Source organism: Devosia sp. (assembly GCF_048261455.1).
GTDB lineage: Bacteria > Pseudomonadota > Alphaproteobacteria > Rhizobiales > Devosiaceae > Devosia_A.
In genome coordinates, this window is sequence record NZ_JBLXGA010000006.1 from 191094 (window position 1) to 211055 (window position 19962).

Annotated in this window: 18 protein-coding genes; 6 read left to right on the plus strand and 12 right to left on the minus strand. The window is 64.4% G+C overall.

Going from position 1 to position 19962, the window contains the following annotated elements; all coding sequences use genetic code 11:
* Positions 1-212 precede the first annotated feature (212 nt).
* Complete coding sequence (locus ACN0TK_RS09120; protein WP_417309165.1) at positions 213-872, plus strand: L,D-transpeptidase; 660 nt, start codon at positions 213-215, stop codon at positions 870-872.
* 352 nt (positions 873-1224) lie between these two features.
* On the opposite strand, the gene ACN0TK_RS09125 is transcribed toward ACN0TK_RS09120, so the two are convergent.
* Together ACN0TK_RS09125 and ACN0TK_RS09130 are read right to left on the minus strand one after the other, a co-directional pair.
* Complete coding sequence (locus ACN0TK_RS09125) at positions 1225-2265, minus strand: helix-turn-helix domain-containing protein (RefSeq protein ID WP_417309166.1); 1041 nt, start codon at positions 2263-2265, stop codon at positions 1225-1227.
* Positions 2266-2357: 92 nt separating this feature from the next.
* Positions 2358-4235: an ABC transporter ATP-binding protein gene (locus tag ACN0TK_RS09130; protein ID WP_417309167.1), complete on the minus strand. Its 1878-nt coding sequence runs from the start codon at positions 4233-4235 to the stop codon at positions 2358-2360.
* Between the two features lie 177 nt (positions 4236-4412).
* Between ACN0TK_RS09130 and ACN0TK_RS09135 the strand changes: the two genes are divergently transcribed.
* Positions 4413-5564, plus strand: coding sequence for a THUMP domain-containing class I SAM-dependent RNA methyltransferase (locus ACN0TK_RS09135; RefSeq protein ID WP_417309168.1), 1152 nt, complete (start codon positions 4413-4415; stop codon positions 5562-5564).
* A 107-nt stretch (positions 5565-5671) separates the two neighbouring features.
* Here the strand turns inward: ACN0TK_RS09135 and infB are convergent, their stop codons facing one another.
* The 4 genes from infB to rimP all read right to left on the minus strand — a co-directional run bounded on the left by infB (position 5672) and on the right by rimP (position 11258).
* On the minus strand, positions 5672-8284 hold the full coding sequence (gene infB, locus ACN0TK_RS09140) for a translation initiation factor IF-2 (RefSeq protein ID WP_417309169.1): 2613 nt from the start codon (positions 8282-8284) through the stop codon (positions 5672-5674).
* A gap of 120 nt (positions 8285-8404) precedes the next feature.
* The gene (locus ACN0TK_RS09145) at positions 8405-9022 is read right to left on the minus strand and encodes an RNA-binding protein (protein WP_417309170.1); all 618 of its coding nucleotides are present in this window, start codon (positions 9020-9022) and stop codon (positions 8405-8407) included.
* 19 nt (positions 9023-9041) lie between these two features.
* A complete protein-coding gene (gene nusA / locus ACN0TK_RS09150; RefSeq protein WP_417309171.1) occupies positions 9042-10637 on the minus strand; it encodes a transcription termination factor NusA in 1596 nt (531 codons plus the stop codon).
* Positions 10638-11258 carry a ribosome maturation factor RimP gene (rimP, locus tag ACN0TK_RS09155; protein WP_417309172.1) on the minus strand — a complete coding sequence of 207 codons (621 nt, stop codon included), beginning with the start codon at positions 11256-11258 and terminating at the stop codon, positions 10638-10640.
* Positions 11259-11566: 308 nt separating this feature from the next.
* Between rimP and ACN0TK_RS09160 the strand changes: the two genes are divergently transcribed.
* Positions 11567-11980 (plus strand): GFA family protein, encoded by a 414-nt coding sequence (locus ACN0TK_RS09160; RefSeq protein WP_417309173.1) that lies wholly within the window; start codon positions 11567-11569, stop codon positions 11978-11980.
* On the opposite strand, the gene ACN0TK_RS09165 is transcribed toward ACN0TK_RS09160, so the two are convergent.
* On the minus strand, positions 11977-12597 hold the full coding sequence (locus ACN0TK_RS09165; protein ID WP_417309174.1) for a GNAT family N-acetyltransferase: 621 nt from the start codon (positions 12595-12597) through the stop codon (positions 11977-11979). The genes ACN0TK_RS09160 and ACN0TK_RS09165 overlap by 4 nt on opposite strands.
* A gap of 552 nt (positions 12598-13149) precedes the next feature.
* Here ACN0TK_RS09165 and ACN0TK_RS09170 point away from each other — a divergent pair.
* Positions 13150-13629, plus strand: coding sequence for an SRPBCC family protein (locus ACN0TK_RS09170; protein WP_417309175.1), 480 nt, complete (start codon positions 13150-13152; stop codon positions 13627-13629).
* Between the two features lie 15 nt (positions 13630-13644).
* On the opposite strand, the gene ACN0TK_RS09175 is transcribed toward ACN0TK_RS09170, so the two are convergent.
* Together ACN0TK_RS09175 and ACN0TK_RS09180 are read right to left on the minus strand one after the other, a co-directional pair.
* Complete coding sequence (locus ACN0TK_RS09175; protein ID WP_417309176.1) at positions 13645-14595, minus strand: hypothetical protein; 951 nt, start codon at positions 14593-14595, stop codon at positions 13645-13647.
* 63 nt (positions 14596-14658) lie between these two features.
* Positions 14659-15378 carry a helix-turn-helix transcriptional regulator gene (locus ACN0TK_RS09180; RefSeq protein ID WP_417309177.1) on the minus strand — a complete coding sequence of 240 codons (720 nt, stop codon included), beginning with the start codon at positions 15376-15378 and terminating at the stop codon, positions 14659-14661.
* 100 nt (positions 15379-15478) lie between these two features.
* On the opposite strand from ACN0TK_RS09180, the gene ACN0TK_RS09185 reads away from it, so the two are divergent.
* Positions 15479-15877 (plus strand): VOC family protein, encoded by a 399-nt coding sequence (locus ACN0TK_RS09185; RefSeq protein WP_417309178.1) that lies wholly within the window; start codon positions 15479-15481, stop codon positions 15875-15877.
* 108 nt (positions 15878-15985) lie between these two features.
* On the opposite strand, the gene ACN0TK_RS09190 is transcribed toward ACN0TK_RS09185, so the two are convergent.
* Positions 15986-17119 (minus strand): NAD-binding protein, encoded by a 1134-nt coding sequence (locus ACN0TK_RS09190; RefSeq protein ID WP_417309179.1) that lies wholly within the window; start codon positions 17117-17119, stop codon positions 15986-15988.
* Positions 17120-17446: 327 nt separating this feature from the next.
* Between ACN0TK_RS09190 and ACN0TK_RS09195 the strand changes: the two genes are divergently transcribed.
* Complete coding sequence (locus ACN0TK_RS09195) at positions 17447-18022, plus strand: GNAT family N-acetyltransferase (protein ID WP_417309180.1); 576 nt, start codon at positions 17447-17449, stop codon at positions 18020-18022.
* Between the two features lie 55 nt (positions 18023-18077).
* Here the strand turns inward: ACN0TK_RS09195 and ACN0TK_RS09200 are convergent, their stop codons facing one another.
* Positions 18078-19055, minus strand: a complete 978-nt coding sequence (locus ACN0TK_RS09200) for a ketopantoate reductase family protein (RefSeq protein WP_417309181.1) — start codon at positions 19053-19055, stop codon at positions 18078-18080.
* Between the two features lie 66 nt (positions 19056-19121).
* The gene (locus tag ACN0TK_RS09205; RefSeq protein WP_417309182.1) at positions 19122-19961 is read right to left on the minus strand and encodes an alpha/beta fold hydrolase; all 840 of its coding nucleotides are present in this window, start codon (positions 19959-19961) and stop codon (positions 19122-19124) included.
* Between the last annotated feature and the right edge of the window lies 1 nt (position 19962).

Below are 19962 nucleotides of genomic sequence, written 5' to 3' on the forward strand. Positions count from 1 at the left end.
AACTGCATGCGACGCCAGCGAATTCGGCGGTTTCTGCGGTGCCGCAACCCAACGCCACAGCGCAGCGTTTGGCTGCACATGACGGCGTCAAAACAGATCGTGATCGTGCAATCGTCGATCGCGGGCGGGTGTGGCGCCTACGCACTCGACAACCGGCCCCTTCTTGGTGCTTTTGCTGCTTCTGATCCTGTACCTGCACTTGTGAGCCCATCGTGACGACAAGACGACTCTTCCTCCTCGGCGCTTCCGCCCTTGCCCTGTCGGCGTGCTCGTCAACGCGCTCGACCCGGCTGCAGGCCGATGGCCTGACCGTCATTCAGGTCGATGAGCCCTGGGCCAGCTATTACGCGAGCAAGCCGAACGAGAAGTTCCCCGTGCGCGCCGTGGACCTGCGCCGCATCCCGCAGCAATACTGGCGCCAGGAGGTCGATTACACCTCCAAATACAAGACCGGCTCCATCGTGGTGAACACCTCGGAGCGCTACCTCTATCTCATCCAGCCTAACAACCGCGCCATTCGCTATGGCGTCGGCGTCGGGCGCGACGAGGGTCTGCAGTTCAAGGGCAATGCCGTGATCTCGCGCAAGGCCGAATGGCCCGGCTGGACGCCGACAGCCAACATGATCCGCCGCCAGCCCGAGCGCTACGCCGAATATGCCGGTGGCCTGCCCGGCGGCCCGACCAATCCGCTCGGCGCCCGCGCGCTCTATCTGTACCGCAACGGCAAGGACACCCATTTCCGCCTGCACGGCACCACCGAACCCTATACCATCGGCACCCAGGTTTCTTCGGGCTGCATCCGGCTGATGAACCACGACATCATCGATCTCTACAGCCGCGTCCCCACCGGCACGCGCGTCTATGTAAGCTGATCTCAGCCCCGGCCGCACGGCCGGGGCTCTCCATTCCCTCCTGGTTGGTGCCCGGGCACTCACGTGCCCCCAGGGTGGTTTGGCGCGCTCTGTTAGCGGATTGGCGCGGCTCGCCATGGCGACTCGACCGGCGCATGCGCAGAGTTCACAAACGCGGCAACGCGGTGAGAGCAAGCATACGCGACACTGGTGAGCGGCTGCGCCTGGGGGGGTGCGGCCGACGCTGCGACCAGTGTTGTGGGTATGGCGGTGGGTGCCGGACGTGCACCCGCCGTCAATATCAACCCGGCGGTAATCTGTCGTTCAGTGCCGACGATCAGGGGCAGTTCAGCTCGCAGGGGATCGTCCATCGTCAGGCCGGCGTGGCACCCATCGCGTCGCGCTGGTCGAACTTACGCCTGCGCTGCGCGCGCGCCTCGCTCGGAGTCATCCCGGTCCACTGCCGGAACGAGCGAAAGAACGAGTTGGGGTCGTCATACCCCAGCAAATAGCCGATCTCGTTGAGAGTGATTGTTTCGTCGGCCAGATAGTGCTCGGCAAGCTCGCGCCGGGTTTCCTGAACCAGGGTCTGGAACGGTCTGCCTTCCGCCTGCAGGTGGCGTTGCAGGCTGCGCCGGCTGAGGTTCAGCCTGTCGCTGATCAGATCGATGGTCACCTCCCCACCGCTCGGCAACAGCGCGATCAGCAGCCCCGTGACGCGCGATGCATACTTCGATTGTGACGCGGTGTCCGCGAGCTGACGCCGCAGGTTTGGCGCGAACGCGTCCCAGACTTGGGGATTTTCGGAGATCAGCACCCGCTCGGCATCGCGGCGTGACAGCGTCAGCACTGGGCGGGCATTGTCATGTGGCGCAATGCCGAAATAGCGGGCGGCCGCGTCTTGCGCCGGATGCGTCTGCGGCAGGCCGATGCCCAGTGGCGTGACCGGACGCGCCGTGCACACCCGGCAGCATTCGACGACAAACACCTGTTCGAACAGCGCCAGGCTGAGCGGCATGGTTTGGCGCGCCACCGACGGCCGGAAGGCAATCTCCAGCGTGTCGGCTCCGGGCGTCAGATCATAGAATATCGGCCCCATCAGCGGCTTGAAGAGCGACAACCGTTCCAGCCCGTCGCGTACGGTGGCGCTGCAGGTGAAGGCCAGCAGTGAGGGGGTGAAGGGGCCATGCGCGAAACCCTGTCCCAGGGTGATGGGCAGTTCGGGATCGTTCGCGGCGTCCATCACCGCGGTCCACAGGGCAAAGAACTCTTCGGCATCCATGCGGCCCCCGCGGACGCTCATCAGACCGGGATCGACCCCGGCCCGGGCCAGCACAGCATCCACACCGAGTTGCAGCATGCCGCACAGCTGCGTCAGGGTGTCCCCGGCAGGATAAAGAACTTCACTACGCATTGTGGTCCAAGTCTTCGTCGGGCAATGAATGAGCATATGAACGCAGCGAATAGACGCCCTTCATACGCTGCTGACAACCCGGCGAGGGCCGCTCAGCGATACCCGGCGGCCTGTAGCTCGAACAGTTCGGCATATCTGCCGCCTTCGGCCATCAGCGCTTCATGCGTGCCCGCTTCGCGCACCTTGCCGTCCTCGACGACGATGATCCGGTCGGCCATGCGCACGGTCGAAAACCGGTGCGAGATGATGACTGCCGTCGTGCCCTCGGCCAGCTGCTTGAAGCGGCGGAACACCTCGGCCTCGGCCCGCGCATCGAGCGCCGCCGTCGGCTCGTCGAGGATCACCACTTCGGCTTCGCGCATATAGGCACGGGCGATGGCGATCTTTTGCCACTCCCCGCCCGACAGATCCTGCCCCTTGGCGAACACCCGCCCCAGCATCTGCTCGTAGCCATCCGGCAGCTTGTCGATCACCGAATGCGCGAGGCTCTGCTCGGCGCTCGAAACGATCCGCTCGCGGTCGTCCGCCGCCTCGATCCGCCCGACCCCGATATTGTCTGCGGCCGAAAAGCTGTAGCGCTGGAAATCCTGAAAGATCACGCCGATATGCTGCCTGAGATCGGCGCTCGAGAACTCGCGGATATCGGTGCCGTCGATCTCGATCCGCCCCTCCTCGGCGTCGTACAGCCGGGTCATCAGCTTGACGATCGTCGTCTTGCCCGCCCCGTTCTCGCCGACCAGCGCCAGCGTTTCGCCCGCCGGCACGTCGAAACTCAGCCCCCGCACCGCCCAGCGCTCCGAGCCAGGATAGCGGAAGCCGACATTGTCGAAGCGGATCCCGCGCTTCACCGGAATCGGGAAGGGCGCCGGCTGTGTCGGCTCCAGCACGGTCGGCTCGATATCGAAGAAGCTGAACAGGTCGTCGAGATAGAGCGCCTGCCCGGCGATCTGGGTGAAGCCGATCAGGATCTGCTGCAGGTAGCCGTTGAGCTGGCTGAATGACGACGACAGGAACACCAGGTCGCCAATGGTGAAATCGCCATTCAGCGTGCGCCACACGATATAGGCATAGGCGCCGTAATAGGTGATGGTCGAAACCACCGCCAACACCCCCGTCTCCAGCGACCGCCGCACCGCCAGCCGCGTGTTTTCGTCCAGGATATCGGCGCTCAGCCGCCGGAACCGGTCGCCGAGATAGGTGCCCAGCCCGAACAGCTTCACTTCCTTAGCGCTATCCGCGCTGGCCCCCAGCTGACGCAGATAGTCGAGCTGCCGCCGCTCAGGCGAGCGGTTGTGCGAAATCCAGTAGGCCAGCCGGTTGAAGCGGATTTCGCCCCACACTGCCGGCGCGAACGAGATGGCGAGCAAGACGATCAACAGCGGCGCATAAACGATCAGCCCCACCGCCAGCGCAACCGCCGTCACCACCGATTGCGCCTGCCCGAACAGCTGCGAGATCACCGTCGAGCGCGAAGCCGCCTGTCGCCGTGCGCGCTCCAGCCGGTCCTGATACTCGGCCTGCTCGAAATGCTTCAGGTCGAGCCGCGCCGCGTGCTGCATCAATTCGAGACTCATCGCGTTCGAGTGGGTTTCGCCCAGCACCTGGTCGACCACCCCGATGGCGCGGTTGATCACGTCGCGGCCGAACACCATGGCGAACTCGCCGGCCAGATAGGCCATCAGCAGCGTCAGCCGCCCGCTGCTCAGCCAGTCGGAAAATTCCGGTCCCGGCGCCCCGAGAGCCGTCTGCCGCATCACCTCGTCGATGATCAGCTTGGTGAACAGGATGATCAGCGGCGGCTGCAGCGCCACGATCAGCCGCAGCGTAATGCTGGCGATCATCAGCCAGCGGCTGGTCTTCCACATCTGCGCAAACAGCATGCCGAGCTGGCGCAGCGTCTTCAGCCGCCGGCCCTTGTCGAAAGGCAGTGATTCGGGCGGACCCAGGCGCCCGCCACCCATTCTGGCCATGTGTTGAGGCTCCGCTCCGCCCGTCCGCTTGCCGTCGGACGCGAATGGTCATGGTGATGAAACCGGTACTCTATCGCCCACCCGCGGCGCCGCAAAGTGCCCCGAATGGCGAGGTCAGGGCGCCACCGCGGCAAAAAACCTGTCGCTGACGACGTGGGAGCCGGATAACAAGGCGAAATGAGTGCACCCGATCCCGCCGCCCCGTTCGAAATCTTCCTCATCGCCGCGCCCGGCCTCGAAGAGCTGCTGGCCGACGAGGCGCGCGAGGCCGGCTTTGCCGATGCCGCGGTGCAGCTGGGCGGCGTTGCTTTCACCGGCACCTGGCCGGACGTCTGGCGCGCCAATCTCGTGCTGCGCGGCGCGACGCGTGTGCTGGTCCGGATCGCCAGCTTCCGCACCATGCATCTGGCACAGCTCGATAAGCGCGCCCGCCGCGTCCCTTGGGGCACGTTCCTGCGGCCCGATCTGCCGGTCGCCGTCGAAGCCACCTGCCGCAAGTCGAAAATCTATCACGCCGGGGCGGCCGCCCAGCGCATCAAGACCGCGATCACCGAATCCCTTGGCGCGCCCATCGCCGACAAGGCCGCGGTCACTGTCATGCTGCGCATCGAGGACGATCTGGCGACCATCAGCCTCGATACCTCGGGCGACCCGCTCTATCAGCGCGGCCACAAGCAGGCGGTCAACCGCGCCCCGATGCGCGAAACCATGGCGGCGCTCTTTCTCCGGCAGTCCGGGTATTCGGGCACCGAGCCTGTGCTCGACCCCATGTGCGGCTCCGGCACCTTCGTCATCGAGGCCGCCGAATGGGCCATGGGCCTGCTGCCGGGCCGCGACCGCCATTTCGCCTTCGAAAACTTCGCCGGTTTCGACCCCGCCGGCTTGGCCACGATGCGCAAGGCATCGGGGAGCCCATCAGCAAGCCTGCGGTTTTGCGGCAGCGATCGCGATGCCGGGGCGGTGGCGATGAGCCGTGAGAACGCCGACCGGGCAGGGGTGGCCGAAACGACATGTTTCACTGAAACCGACATCGCCGACCTGCAGCGCCCCGACGGGCCACCGGGCCTCATCATCTGCAATCCGCCTTACGGCCTGCGCATTTCTGGCAAAGGATCAGGCAAGGGCAAGGGAACCAGTCCGGAACTGAAGGCGCTCTACGCCCGCTTCGGCGCCGTGTTGCGCGAGCGCTTCTCTGGCTGGCGTGTGGCCTTTGTCACCACCGATCGCCAGCTCGCCGAAGCCACCGGCCTCCCGCTCCTGCCACCCGATCCCCCGGTCCTCCACGGCGGCATCCGCATCGCCCTCTACCGCACCAGGCCGCTGCCCTGAAGCAGCAATTCTGCGCTTGGGTCGGTAGGTAATCCCGCCCCCTCGTCCAAACAAAAAGGGCCCCGGATCGCTCCGGAGCCCTCTGATCTGTGTGAAACCGAATGCGCTTACAGCGAGCGTTCGATCGTTTCGACGCGGAAGCACTCGATGACATCGCCCTGGCGGATGTCTTCGTAGTTCTCGAACGCCATACCGCATTCTTGGCCGGTCTGAACGTCCTTCACTTCGTCCTTGAAGCGCTTCAGCGTCTTCAGCTTGCCTTCGTGGATCACCACGTTGTCTCGCAGCAGGCGCACGCCGGCGCCACGCTCCACGATGCCTTCGGTCACACGGCAACCGGCAACCTTGCCGACCTTGGTGATGTTGAAGACCTCGAGGATTTCGGCGTAGCCGATGAAGGTCTCGCGACGCTCCGGTGCCAGCAACCCGCTCATCGCGCTCTTCACGTCATCCACGAGGTCGTAGATGATGTTGTAGTAGCGGATTTCGATGCCTTCGCGGGCTGCAAGCTCGGTGGCCTGCTTGTTGGCGCGGACGTTGAAGCCGATGATGATCGCCGAAGATGCAGCCGCGAGCGACACATCGGACTCGGTGATCGCGCCGGCGCCGCTCATCAGGATCTGCGCCGAAACCTCTTCGGTCGACAGCTTGTTGATCGAGGCATTGATGGCCTCCACCGAACCCTGCACGTCGCCCTTGATGACCAGCGGGAACTTCGAGATGTCCGCCGTTTTCAGCTGGTTCATCATCTGCTCGAGGCTGGTGGCCCCGCCGCCGGCGGTCTTCTCGCGCAGCTGACGCTGACGATACTCGGTGACTTCACGGGCACGCGCCTCGGTCTCGACCACGCTGAACCGGTCGCCCGCCGAGGGCACGCCGGTAAATCCGAGCACTTCGACCGGCGTCGAGGGCCCGGCTTCCTTCACCTGCTCGCCCTTGTCGTTGATCAGTGCACGTACCCGCGCGAACTCGGTGCCGGCGACAAGGATGTCGCCGATCTTGAGCGTGCCGCGCTGCACCAGCACCGTCGCCACCGAACCGCGACCACGATCGAGCTTGGCTTCGATGACCAGACCCTCGGCGCGGCCGTCCTGCGGCACCTTGAGCTCCAGCACTTCAGCCTGCAGCAGGATGGTCTCGAGCAGTTTGTCTAGACCGTTCTTGGTATGTGCCGACACTTCCACGTCCAGCACGTCGCCGCCCATCGATTCGACGAACACTTCGTGCTGCAGCAGTTCCGTGCGCACCCGGCTCGGGTCGGCCGCCGGCTTGTCCATCTTGTTGATGGCGACGATGATCGGCACTTCGGCCGCCTTCGCGTGCTTGATGGATTCGATCGTCTGGGGCATCACGCCGTCGTCGGCCGCCACCACCAGCACTGCGATATCTGTCGACTGCGCACCGCGGGCACGCATGGCGGTGAACGCCTCATGGCCCGGCGTATCGAGGAAGGTGATGCGCTGGCCGTTCTTTTCGACCTGGTAGGCACCGATGTGCTGGGTGATGCCACCGGCTTCGCCCGAGACCACATTGGCTTCGCGGATCGCGTCGAGCAGGCTGGTCTTGCCGTGGTCGACGTGGCCCATGATCGTCACGACCGGTGCGCGGTCGACCAGATCTTCGGCCTTGTCGTCGGCGGTGATGTCGAACAGGCCTTCTTCCACGTCGGCATCCGAGACGCGCTTGACCGTATGGCCCAGCTCGACTGCGATCAGCTCCGCCGTATCGGCATCCAGCACGTCGTTGATCGTCACCATCTGACCCTGCTGCATCAGGATCTTGATCACGTCCACAGCGCGCTCGGCCATGCGGTTGGCCAGCTCCTGAACGGTAATCGCGTCCGGCAGCGTGACCTCACGGCTGATCTTGGGCTGCGTCTGCTGGTTGCGACCCATCTTCTTGTCGCGACGGCGCCGCATGGCGGCGAGCGACGGTCCGCGATCACGATCGTTCTCGGTCGTTGCGCTGGTCACCGTCAGGCGGCCGCGACCACGCGAATTGGCATCGCGACGGGTCGGCTTGTCGGGCGTCGGGCGCGCAGCATTGCGGCGCGCATTGGCCAGTTCATTGGCGCTCACCAGCCCAGGCCGGTTGACGGGCGCCGCGGTGCGGGTCTTGCGGCCATCGGCCTCCGACGGCGGCGCCGGCGGAATGTTGGCTCCAGGCTCGTTGCCGCGTCCTGCAGGCGAAGCTGCCGCACGCCGTGCCGGTGAAACCCGCTCGCCGCGTGCGGCATTGGCGATGCCGGCAACTTCTTCGACGGCCTTTTCGGCCTCCGCGGCGCGCTGCTTGGCTTCTTCTTCGGCCGCAGCGGCTTCGCGCAGCGCGCGGCGACGCTTGTCTTCCTCGTCCCGCCGCGCTTCTTCAGCAGCAGCCCGGGCCTGATCTTCTGCCGCACGGCTTGCCGCTTCGCGCAGAGCGCGAACGCGGGCCTCGGCCTCGGTATTGCTCAGGCCGACCTGCGGGCGGGCACCCTGGGGGCCGCGCGACTGCGGGCGGCCGCCGCCGGGCTGGCCGGGTCGGTTCTGTCCTGGCTGGCCAGGACCACGATTGGTCGGTGCGCCGCCCGGCACGAACCGGGTGCGCTTTTCCACGACCACCGTGCTTCGCGACGACCGGGACGTGTTGGAGCGATTTCCCAGATTGGGAGCGCCCTTCAACGACAGGGTCTTCTTCCCGCCGGCACCGGTCTCGTCGCGCTTGTCGTCGTTATCAGCCATGTAACTCGCGTCTTCCTTGCGAAACTCGCATTCCAGAGTCCCCCGTATGGGGCCTCCGCGTCCAATTCTTGGGTCGGGCGACTGGGACCGCAGCGCCTGTTGCGCCGCTCAATAGCCCATCTAATTGACAATGTAACGTGCCAGTCTTTCGGCACGTTGCACCGCCGCTTGGGCCGCGCCCCCACGTATGAGCGCAGCATGTATCACATTTTCGGTCCCGAGTGCCAAACCCAATTGGCCGGAATCGAGCATTTCAAAATGCGGCGCCACCGCCGGGTTCAGCCCGGCCTCTTGCGCCGCCAGCGTAAAGCCCTTGAGCGAACCCGCGAGCTTGTTACGTCCGTCTTCGGCCCCGTCGGATGCGGTGATCAGCCCGATCACCTCGCCCGCCTCGATCGCCGACTTCACCTTGCCTGCGCCCGTCAGCAGCTGCCCGGCCTTGCGGGCAATGCCCAGCGACTGCAGCAGCCGTGCCTCGAGCCGCTTGCGGGTCAGCCCCGCAAGATCGTCAGGCACCTTCACCTCAGCCTTCAGGCTGCGCGCAAAGGCTTTCTTCTTTTGCGCCTCGGCCACGAACTTGGCGCCGAGCGATATCCAGACCCCCCGTCCCTCTGCCTTGGCATCGGTATCGGGCACCACTTCGTCGTCCGGCGAGACGACGAAGCGGATCAGATCATCGACCGGCTTCACTTCGCGCGTCAGCGCACAAAGCCGTTCCGTTTCCGTGCGCGGGGCCACCGGGTAGGGCTACACCCGATTAAACGGGCGCCCCTTCCTCTTCGGTCTCGGCCTCGGTGGCGAGATCCTCTTCGGTGATCCAGCCGGCCTTCAGCCGGGCCTGCAGGATCATTTCCTCGGCTTCCTCACGCGACACCGGGAAGTCCTTGAACGTCCCTTCGAAGCGCTTGGTCTCGCCGTCCTTGCGTTCGGTCCAGCCCACGAGGTCGTCGGCGGCACAGCCGGCAAAGTCCTCGACGGTCTTGATGTCTTCCTTGCCGAGCGCCACCAGCATGACCGAGGTCAGGCCGGGGATCTCGTACAACTCGTCCTGAACGCCCAGGGCAACACGCTCGTCGTCGTTGGCCTTTTCGATCGCGGCCAGATATTCGGCGGCACGGGCCTGGATCTCGCCGGCCGTCTCCTCGTCAAACCCCTGGATCGAGGCGATTTCGGAAACATCGATATAGGCGAGTTCCTCGACCGAGGAGAACCCCTCGGAAGCCAATAGCTGGGCAACCATCTCGTCGACGTCAAGGGCTTCCATGAACAGCGCCGAGCGTTCGGAGAACTCCTTCTGGCGCCGCTCGCTTTCTTCCTGCTCGGTCAGGATGTCGATATCCCACCCGATCAGCTGGCTGGCGAGGCGCACGTTCTGGCCGCGACGGCCGATGGCGAGGCTCAGCTGCTCGTCCGGCACCACGACTTCGATGCGCTCGGCCTGCTCGTCGAGCACCACCTTGGCAACTTCCGCCGGCTGCAGCGCCGAGACCACGAGATCGGCAATCGACTCGGTCCACGGAATGATGTCGATCTTTTCGCCCTGCAGTTCGGCCACCACCGCCTGCACACGGCTGCCGCGCATGCCCACGCAGGCGCCGACCGGGTCGATCGAGCTGTCCGAGCTCGTCACCGCAATCTTGGCGCGGCTGCCCGGGTCGCGGGCGATCGAACGGATGGTGATGATGCCGTCGTAGATTTCCGGCACTTCCTGCATGAACAGCTTCGCCATGAACTGCGGATGCGTGCGGCTGAGGAAAATCTGCGGCCCGCGCTGCTCGCGGCGCACGTCATAGATATAGGCGCGCACCCGGTCGCCGTAGCGATAGAGTTCGCGCGGGATCAGCTCGTCGCGGCGGATGATCGCTTCGCCGCGGCCCAGATCGACGATCACATTGCCATATTCGACGCGCTTAACCGTGCCGTTGACGATCTCGCCGATGCGGTTGATGTACTCTTCGTGCATCCGGTCGCGCTCGGCGTCGCGCACCTTCTGCACGATCACCTGCTTGGCCGACTGCGCGGCGATGCGGCCGAATTCCATCGGCGGCAGCGGCTCGGTCAGGTAGTCGCCCACCTTGGCCGCGTCATTCTTCAGCTTGGCGTATTTCAGCTCGATCTGCTTGGCCGAGTCCTCGACCTCTTCGACCACTTCCAGCAGCCGCCACATGCGGGTCTCGCCCGAGCGCGGGTTGATCTCGACGCGGATCTCGGTCTCGACGCCGTAGCGGCCCTTGGCCGCCTTTTCCATGGCGTCCTGCATGGCTTCGATGACGATCATCCGATCGATCGATTTCTCACGCGCCACGGCGTCGGCGATCTGCAACAGCTCAAGGCGATTAGCGCTAACGGCCATTCAGTGAGTCTCCTCTTCAGGATCGGCGTTGTCGTTGATTTCGACGGTTTCGATCTCGTCATCTTCGTCGATTGGATATGCAGCCTGGTCGTCCCGCGCCTTGTCCATCAGCGCGTCGGACATCACCAGTTTGGCTTCGGCCAGCATCTTGAGCGGCAGCACGTGCTTGGGGTCGGCATCCTGCTGGGCGTCCGGCAGGCGGATCGTCACGGTCTCGTCGGTCGCATCGGCAATCTCGCCGCGGAACCGGCGCCGGCCCTTCAGCATGTCGCTGAGTTCGATCTTGGCCTCATAGCCCACATAGGCCTTGAAGTCGCGGGCCCGAACCAGCGGCCGGTCGATGCCGGGCGACGACACTTCGAGGTGATACTCGCGCTCGATCGGATCTTCGACGTCGAGCACCGGGGAGATTTCCTTGCTCAGCGTCTCGCAGTCGGCAATCGTGAACCGGCCGTGGCCGTCCTCGGCCATCACCTGCACGGTCAATCCATTGTCCTGCAGCATCTTCACGCGCACCAGCGCAAAGCCCAGGTCGTTGGCCACCGGCTCGATGATCTGCGCCAGGCGCGCCTCGAGCGTGGTCTCCTTGATATAGCGTTTTTCGTTGAGATCGAAGGTCATGAGCTCGGCAGGTTCGGGTCAGGGCAGGGGCCCGGAAAAACGAAGGGTGAAAACAAAAAGAGCGGGGGCCGGTTCGGCACCCACTCTCCGGTTACCCCTGAGATGTTGGAGGCTATATAATCCTGTTCAGCGTGGGTGGCAAGGGGCGGGCAAACCATGCTGCCCCGCACCCATTTTGCGCCTGGCACCTGATGCCGGCTTCCGACCCGATTGCGGTCATTTGCGAGCTTCTAGATCAATGGCAGCTTTTGGCCCATTGCAGTCGCAGCGGCCAAGGCACAAGCTCCGCACTGCAGGAGAGCTCGCCAATGTCCGAAGTCATTACAGCGTCGTGCCTTTGTGGAGAGGTCAGGATTTCGTGCGGAGACCAGGTCGGAGCGGGTGGATACTGTCACTGTGAGGATTGCCGTAAGGCAACCGGCAGCGCTTTCGGTGTGAACATCCCCTTTGCAGCAGAGACGTTCCGCGTGCTGTCAGGTGAGATAGGTTCATTCACCAAGACTGCTGATAGCGGAAATGAGCTGACACGGCATTTTTGCCTGCACTGCGGTTCGCCGCTCTACGGGACTTCTCCTCAGCACCCCCATCGGGTCTACGTAAGGGCAGGCATAATCGATCAGCCCCAGCTGGTTCATCCTGCGTCCCAGAGCTGGTGTCAGTCCAAAGTCGCCTGGGCTGAAATCGACGAAAATCTGCCCTCCTACCCGAGGGCGAGGCGTTAAGGCGTCTGGGCCATCTTCAGTCCCAGCCAGATTGTGCTGCCCTGCTCCAACACTGGAGAAAATCCGGACCTTCGCCAGAATGCGACGGCGCGCTCATTTCCTCTATTGGCGCCCACGTGCACGGCCTCAGCACACTGATCTGCGGCAAGCAATAACCAGGAGCGCATGAGTCTCGTGCCCCATCCGCGTCCCTGTGCCCGTGGCAGCAGGTTCAGATGGAGATGGGCAGGATAGGCGTCCGACACCTCGCTTGGCGTCATCCTGGGGTGGTGGATCATATTAGCCCGACGCTGATCGGGAGTTCTTTCCGGCTCGGGATAGTCAATCGGATCGCTGTAGTACGCTCGAAGGGGGGGCCACCATTCCCGCTCTAGCCGCAGTTCCCAACCGGCAGTGTCGGGAACCCCCAAGGCAAACCCCGAAACACCGATGTCATCGACCAACACAAGTATGAGAGCCGGCTCCAACGCGGCGTAAGCACCCGCATAGACATGGCCCATCAGCTTGGCATCGTCATAAAGGTGCGAGGCATCGCCGCCGAGATCGCCCGTGGCGAGCGAGATGGCATAAAGCTGGTCGGTATCAGCCGTCGCAAAGGATCGAATTTCAGGGGACACAGCAACCTCGAGCGAAAGCTACCAGTTCGTCGAACGCAGGCAAAGAGCATGCAGGTAGGTGTCCGCTTCTGGCGCTTAGCTGCCGGTGACTGCTGACACCGGCATGTCCGCTACCCACCCAAAGCAGACCGTCCATTGCCCACCACTTCTAGAAGTGGGCGAGCTTCACAGCGCCGTTCGCGCTGACGTCGAAAGCGACGCGAAATGGCGGCATCATTATTCCAGCCCGAAGAGGCGCAGCCCGCGTCTCGGCGGATTGCACACCCTCTCGCACCAATGCCCCCAAGACCTCATGGTGAGCCCCGTCATGGTGAGCTTGTCGAACGGCGAACCACGAGGTCGCACGCACCGGCCTTGCCACCGCCTCCTCCTTCGACGCGCTCAGGATGTGGCCTGCTGGAGGCGTAACCCCCTGAAACGAAGCGCGCGTCCCCTCCACCACGCAGCGGTCGAGGGGGCTGCGCGGGACGAAGCGAGCGTTCGCTGCCGTTGCGCCGATGTCTGGTTCCGGCTAACCAGGCAGGCACAGCTTACTAAGCCAGATGAGCACCCATGAAGACCGTAAGACTGGAGCACGAATACGCTTCACCGGCAGCAGAGGTCTGGGCATTGGCAACAGACCTCGATGCTCTCAGTAAGATCATGGATGGCGTTGTCACCTTCGAAGGTCTGCCGAGCGGTCGCGTCTATCAGGGCCAAAAGATCGCCGTGCGGGTGTCGCTGTTCGGAAAGTTGCCGCCTCAGCCGTATTTCATGGAAGTCCTGGAATGCGATGACGCAGCAATGATATTGCGATCCATCGAGAAGGGCGCAGGCGTCAAGTCGTGGCGCCACACTCTGACCGTCGAACCGCTGCAATCCGGATCCCGGCTGCGCGATCTCATCGAAATTGACGCGGGCTGGATGTCGTGGGCGTTCGCGCTCTGGGCGCGATTTCTGTATGGCAAGCGGCATGAACCGCGCGTTCGGATGCTGGCAAACATGCAGGCGAAACGGTCTGAGACTGAATTGTCCAATTCTGAGTTTCCGTGAGAAGGACCAGGTTGGTCATCGCGCGACGACCGGATCCGTCAAGCCATTCAGCCTGATCTGGTTCAGCTCGGCGGCGGAGAAAACGCCGGCCTGATGCAGCCGGATAAATTCCTCGGACACACTGGAGCCGAAAACGAGGACGTCATCGGTATTGACCGTCACGATGACACCGGCGTCGAAAAGTGTCCGGATCGGATGTTTGGCGATGCTCTCGACCCGGCCAAGCATCACATTGGACGTTGGGCAGATGTTGAGCCGGATGCGATGGTCCGCGAGAAAGCGCATGACCGCGGGCGATTGCGCTGCGGCAATCCCATGCTGCACTTCGTCGAGCCCCAGCTCCTCGACCGCCTGCCAGACATCGTCCGCGGTGCCCCATTCGCCCACATGCGCCTTGAGCCGAAGGCCCTTGTCTCGGGCCGCCTTGTAGACGGGCTTGAACACCCCAATGGGCTGCGCCATCTCGTCGGCGTAAAGGTCAAGACTTTGATAGGCGCCTGTCTCCAGCAGCGGCTCGGCCCAGCGCATCAGGGCGTCGATCGGGCAATGCCGCGACAGTCCCAGTTGGGCGATCCATTCGATGTCGGGGGCGACGCGCTGGTGGATGGCCCGCATCGCCGCGGTGAGGCCCAGGGCGTCCCCATCCCACAGGGTCAGCGCCCAGACATCTTCCCCGGCTTCAAGCCGCGTCACGCCGTCCGCCCTGGCCTGAACGAACGTCGCCTCGATCGCCAGCATCCGTCCGGCGGCGCCGGGAAAGGCCTCGCCGACCCGGTTGGCACTCACCCAGTCGTGCATTTCGTCCATCGAGGCGAGGACCCGATCGAGGGGAACGATGTCGATGCCCGTCCGCTCGCGGACAAAGCTGCGGCTGCCCCCTAGGCTGGCATGCGTATGCAGTTCGCTCTTGGGCCACGCCACGAGGGCGTCGCGGTCATGGCTGGCCAGTGCCGCTTCAAATGTCATGCCTGCCCCCCGGCGATTGTGGTCTGGCGCCAATCCGCTCTCACCTCACCCGCACCAATCTTCCTAAGCTTTGAAGGAAGGTCCAGCCTCGAGCGACGCCAGCTCCTCCTCCCGCCACCTCTGCCAGCGCCGCTGCAGTTCCCCTGCGCGCAGCCCGATCGGCGCATCGGTGATCTCCGCCGACTGGATCCTGTCACAGCGAAAATGCCGAAAGGCCTGGCGCAGTTCGCACCAGCCAATCAGCAGCCGGCTGGTCTCGGCATATCCCAGCGTCACCGGCCAGACCACGCGGTCGGTCGTCTCTCCGCCGGCCGAGCAGTAGACGAGCCGCAGCTTGCGCCCCTCGCGGATGGATTGCCGCAGACGGCTGGCCAGTCTGTCCGAGGGGTCGCTGTGCAAGGGCGGCCGCGCGGTCACGCTGGGTTCGGCAATGAAGGGTCGCAGATGTTCGGGGATCGACGCGGCGATCTTCGCCACCAGGTCGCGCGCCGCATTGGCCAGCGGGCGATCGGAATGCGCGGCCACCCATTGCGCGCCCAGAACGACCGCCTCGATCTCGTCAGCGGTCAGCATCAGCGGTGGCATGTCATAGCTGCGGTCGAGCACGTAGCCGAACCCCGCTTCGCCATCGATCGGCACCTGCTGGCCGACGAGGTCGGTGATGTCGCGATAGACCGTGCGCTTCGAAACCTCCAGTTCCTCGGCGATCGCGGCCGCCGTCACCGGCCGCTGCGAACGGCGCAGGATCTGGATGATCTGAAACAATCGGTCGGCGCGGCGCATCCCTGCTGACTCCTGTTGCCACAACGCTGGCAACAGCGCTGTGCGACACGGCACTTGTCAAGACCACGAGACAACACCCTCCTCCGAAAACGGGAATGAAATGAAGCTCGCCTCAGTCCGCCTCATCGCCGCCGATCTCCGGCAGATGGTCACTTTTTATGAGATGATCCTCGGCCTCGAGGCCGAATGGCTCGCCCCGGTCTTTGCCGAAATCGTCACGCCCGGCGCCACGCTGGCCATCGGCGCATCGCAAACCGTCGCCCTTTGGAAAGAGGGCAGCGGCGAGCCCGGGGCAAACCGCACCGCCTACCTGGAATTCCAGGTCGAAGACGTCGACGCCGAATTCGCGCGACTGCACGACGAGGTGGACCTGGTGCACGAGGTCAAGACGATGCCCTGGGGCAACAAGACCTTCCAGTTCCGCGATCCGGAAGGCAATGCGGTCTCGTTCTACGCGCCGGAAACCGAGGCCGCGAAGGCCCGTTTCGCCGCGCGCTAGACCGGCGATCCGCCAAAGCCGCGCTGCCGTGGCGCCACCACGGCACGTCGCGCCTCAGACCGCCAACCGCCTCCACGCGCTCGCCACCGGGTCTCCGCCCCCGCCGGCCTATTGCTGGGAGTTGAGCAGCCGGTCGACGAAATTCTTGTCCGACACCTGTTCGCCGGTCAGGGCCATGGCCAGCAGTTCGCCACCCAGAATAGTCGGCGCAAAGACGATATCGGGCTGAACCCGGCGCACCTTCTCCATATTGCGCGTGTTGTTGACCGCCACCACCGTCTTCGCCGTGCCGCCCAGCTCCTTGGCGGCGAGCACCACGAAGGCGTTGGTGGCATCGTCTTCCCCCAGCGCCATGATGGCTTCTGCGGTCGCGCCGGATGCGCCCTTCAGCGTGTCGATATCGGTTGGATTGCCGACCACGACATCTGCCCCATCGGGCATGTCCTCGCTCTTTGTCTCGAGGATGAAGACCACGCTTTTTCCGCGATCGTGCAGCTCGCGATAGGTGTTGAGCGCCAGATTGGAGCGGCTGGCAATGATGTAGTGGCCGGACATCTTCATGGTCCGTTCCTTTCCAACGAGGAAGTTGTGCACCCGGTTCTGCAGAAACGGCAGCAGCACCGTGCTGACGGCGGTGGCAAACACCGTCAGCCCTAGGATAATCAGCGAAATCACATAGAGCCGTGCGTTCGGCGTCGTCGGATAGATGTCGCCATAGCCCACCGTCGACATCGTCACGATGGCAAAATAGAAGGCCGTGCCCAGGTCCGAGATCGGTTGCGAAAACTGGGTGCCCATCATCAGGCTGCCCAGAACGCCATAGGCGGTCACGAGAACGAGGCTGCCCACCGAAAAGATCGACGCTGCCGCCACGCTGGTATGGGTGAACTGCGCGCGGAAGACAAACAGGGCGGCCAGCAGCACCAGCTGGAGCAGGCCGAGCCCGATGTCCGTCATAGACGCCGCGAGCCACAGCCCGATATTGATCACCATCAGCAGCGTCACCACCACGAAGGCAAGGCGCGAGCGTAGCGCAAGGCCGATCGACATGATGACGAGGAACACACCCGACACCGTCCGGTGCGCCCCGCTCAGCAGGCCGGATATCAGCAGGTCAGGCAGGTTCCGCAGCGTCGCGATGGACAGGTCGTTGACGCGCAGGTCGTTCCACAGGCTGCCAAGCTGGATCAGGCCCATCGCCAACACGCCTGCCGCGATCAGGAAATGCGCATAGCGCCGCAAGCGCGTCGTCAGTCTGCTGAGAGTGCGTTGCGGCGAAGGCCTGCTTTGTTTATTCCCGTCGCTCACGCCTTGATCCGCTTCACCCGATATCGCATTCCGCGACTGTCCCGTTTGCGCCGGCTCGGCATATGTCCCTAACAGACCGGTGCAATCCCTGCCAGCACCGCCCACAGAGCCCATCACTGAGAACCCGTTTCGCACCGATCCAGCCAGGACCTGACAGCCCACGGTCGCCGGGGCGGCAGCGCCTTCGCCTATGCCCGCGCGCCCGCAAAGTACCCGCTGATCATCGAGCTGCGCGCCGGCGAACGGCAAAGAGAGATTTGAATGAAGACACTAAAAACCGATCGCCTGATCCTGCGCAATTTCCAGCCGGGCGATGCAGCAGCGCTGTTCGACTATCTGCACGCCCCCACCGCGAGCTGCTTTTTCGCGCTCAGGCTGGCTGATCTGGGGGCAGCGGAGACCGAGGCGCTGAAGCGCTCCTGCGCCGACGACTATATCGCCGTCTGCCTCGCGCAGACCGGCCAGCTCCTGGGCGATCTCTCCGCCCATCGCGACCCGAAATGGCCCGAAGATGCGGACGGGCAGGCTGGTTCCGATACCCTGTCCGTGGGGTGGAACTTCAATCCCCGTTTCGGCGGCAAGGGCTATGCCTTCGAGGCCGCGCACGCGCTATGCGCGGACCTTTTTGCCAATCAGGGCGCACGGCGCCTCTACGCCTATGTCGAGGATCACAACACGCCGTCGCGCCGGCTGTGCCAGAAGCTGGGCATGCGCGAGGAAGGCCTGTTCCGCGAATATGTGACGTTCCACTCCGACAGCGCCGGTCAGCCGATCTACGAAAACACCCTGCAATACGCGATCCTGCGGCACGAGTGGCAGGCCGCGGCGCGCGTTTAGCGCGCCGGATGACCGCGGGCGCCGAACGGGCCCCGGCCTTGGCGCGCCCGCCGCCTCAGCCCTTCTGGATCACCGCCCGCAAGTCATCTGGCGTCGTATCCCCCACCTGCGCGCCTTTCGCCACCATGTCCCGCGCCACCGTGACCAGCGCCGCATTGGCCGGCGTCGCCACCCCGTGCAGCCGGCCCAGTAAAGCGATCTCGCCGTTCAGATATTCCGTCTCGAGGCTGCCACCGCGCGTCAAACTCTGCGTCGTCGAACCGCCGATCCGCGCCGTGCCGGGGATGTCGGTCATCTCCATCACGCCCTTGCGCCGCGGATTGTCGAAGCCGACCCGCGTCCAGGCGATCCCGGCGGCCGTAAAGGCCGCCTCACCCTCGGTCTGGATCTGGTCGACAAAACCCTGCCGCACGTCTTTGTCGACATCCTTGCCCAGCGCCATTTCCAGCGCGTTCAGCAGGTTCTCGCGCAGCTTGCCGTATTTCGATTTCATCACCTCTTCGAGCGGGAAAATCCGCATGTTGGCGCTCTCGAAATCATCGACCACCCTGCTGACGGTCTCGTCGAGCCCCACGGGGTAACGCCCCAGGTCGAACATGGCGTAGCGCGGCGCGCCGAAACAGTTGACCTCGCCCGGCACCGTATAGTCGGCTGGCACCATCACCGTCATGCCATAGACATTGGGAAACAGCCTGAGCGCCAACCGCTCGTTGTTCACCCCGTTCTGCCCGCAGATGATCGGCTGCTCGCGCACCCCCGCTTCGGCAAGCTTTTCCAGCGCCGCCGCCGTGTCCTGCGACTTCATGCACAAAATGATCACATCGTCCGGCTCAAAACCGATCTCGGCCGGCTCGGCATGGCAGGCGAACTGGACCCGGTTTTCGCCCGCCGGCGTCCTGAGCAGCAGCCCGTCCGCCTGGATCGCCGCCAGCATGCGCCCGCGCGCCAGCCCGACCACCGTGTGGCCAGCCATCTGCAGGGCAGCCGCAATCGTGCCGCCGACGGCACCAACTCCGTAAATGATGTAACGCATGAAATGAAAAGTCCTGTTGGGTGAGGCGGCGAGTCTGCGTCCGCCACCCCACCGGGTTCAAGCCTGTCAGCCCAGAAAGTCGAGCAGCGCCTGCCGATATTCGGGCGAACGCCGCGAGAAGTGATGGTCGCCCGGCACCAGTTGCAGCCGCGCATTGTCGCCAATCGCCTCGGCAATCGCTCCGGCATTATTGGCCAGCGGATCGGTGTCGCCCGCCATCACCAGCACTTCGGCCTTGATCGCGTCGAGATCGATCTTGCGCTGCGCTATCGATTCCGAATGCGCTGCCAGCGCCAAGAGGTCATTGTCGCGCTTGATCGCGCCCTCGCGGAAACCGCGCACCACATCGCCCAGCCCCTCCGAACTGTCGGCGCGCAAGCCTGCCGCCAGCGCCGTGGTGTCCAGCACCCGCTGGTCGACGCCGCCGATCTTGACGATTGCCTCGCCGACACCGGAGATCACCACCCGTCGAATACGCGGGTCGAGCGATGCGGTGGTCGCCGCAATGGCACCGCCCATCGAATAACCGACCAGATCATAGCTCTCGAACCCGAGGTGATCGGCCAGCGCCATCACGTCGCGCGCCATGAAGGTCTCGCCATAGAACCGCGTCTCATGCGGCTTGGCCGATAGCCCATGCCCGCGCGCATCGATGCCGACCACCCGGCGCCCGAGCGTTTTCACTGCATCGATCAGCCCGCATTCGACCCACTCCCAATAGGTCGAGGATGAAAATCCGTGCTGGAAGATGATCGGCGGCGCTCCCGCGTTGCTGCCCAGTTCGAACCACGCCATCTCCAGCCCGTCCGGGCTGGTGAAATGGTTCACCTGCATCTCGGCCTGCGCCGTCGCCGCATGGGTTTCAATGCCGCGGTGCGCTTCCCCCTCACGCGTAGCTGTTGTCATG

Coding starts and splice junctions, on each gene's coding strand:
- ACN0TK_RS09125 (WP_417309166.1), bottom strand. CDS start 2,265: ATGCGTAGTGAAGTTCTTTATCCTGCCGGGGACACCCTGACGCAGCTG.
- ACN0TK_RS09130 (WP_417309167.1), bottom strand. CDS start 4,235: ATGGCCAGAATGGGTGGCGGGCGCCTGGGTCCGCCCGAATCACTGCCT.
- ACN0TK_RS09135 (WP_417309168.1), top strand. CDS start 4,413: ATGAGTGCACCCGATCCCGCCGCCCCGTTCGAAATCTTCCTCATCGCC.
- infB (WP_417309169.1), bottom strand. CDS start 8,284: ATGGCTGATAACGACGACAAGCGCGACGAGACCGGTGCCGGCGGGAAG.
- nusA (WP_417309171.1), bottom strand. CDS start 10,637: ATGGCCGTTAGCGCTAATCGCCTTGAGCTGTTGCAGATCGCCGACGCC.
- rimP (WP_417309172.1), bottom strand. CDS start 11,258: ATGACCTTCGATCTCAACGAAAAACGCTATATCAAGGAGACCACGCTC.
- ACN0TK_RS09160 (WP_417309173.1), top strand. CDS start 11,567: ATGTCCGAAGTCATTACAGCGTCGTGCCTTTGTGGAGAGGTCAGGATT.
- ACN0TK_RS09170 (WP_417309175.1), top strand. CDS start 13,150: ATGAAGACCGTAAGACTGGAGCACGAATACGCTTCACCGGCAGCAGAG.
- ACN0TK_RS09175 (WP_417309176.1), bottom strand. CDS start 14,595: ATGACATTTGAAGCGGCACTGGCCAGCCATGACCGCGACGCCCTCGTG.
- ACN0TK_RS09180 (WP_417309177.1), bottom strand. CDS start 15,378: ATGCGCCGCGCCGACCGATTGTTTCAGATCATCCAGATCCTGCGCCGT.
- ACN0TK_RS09185 (WP_417309178.1), top strand. CDS start 15,479: ATGAAGCTCGCCTCAGTCCGCCTCATCGCCGCCGATCTCCGGCAGATG.
- ACN0TK_RS09195 (WP_417309180.1), top strand. CDS start 17,447: ATGAAGACACTAAAAACCGATCGCCTGATCCTGCGCAATTTCCAGCCG.
- ACN0TK_RS09200 (WP_417309181.1), bottom strand. CDS start 19,055: ATGCGTTACATCATTTACGGAGTTGGTGCCGTCGGCGGCACGATTGCG.
- ACN0TK_RS09205 (WP_417309182.1), bottom strand. CDS start 19,961: ATGACAACAGCTACGCGTGAGGGGGAAGCGCACCGCGGCATTGAAACC.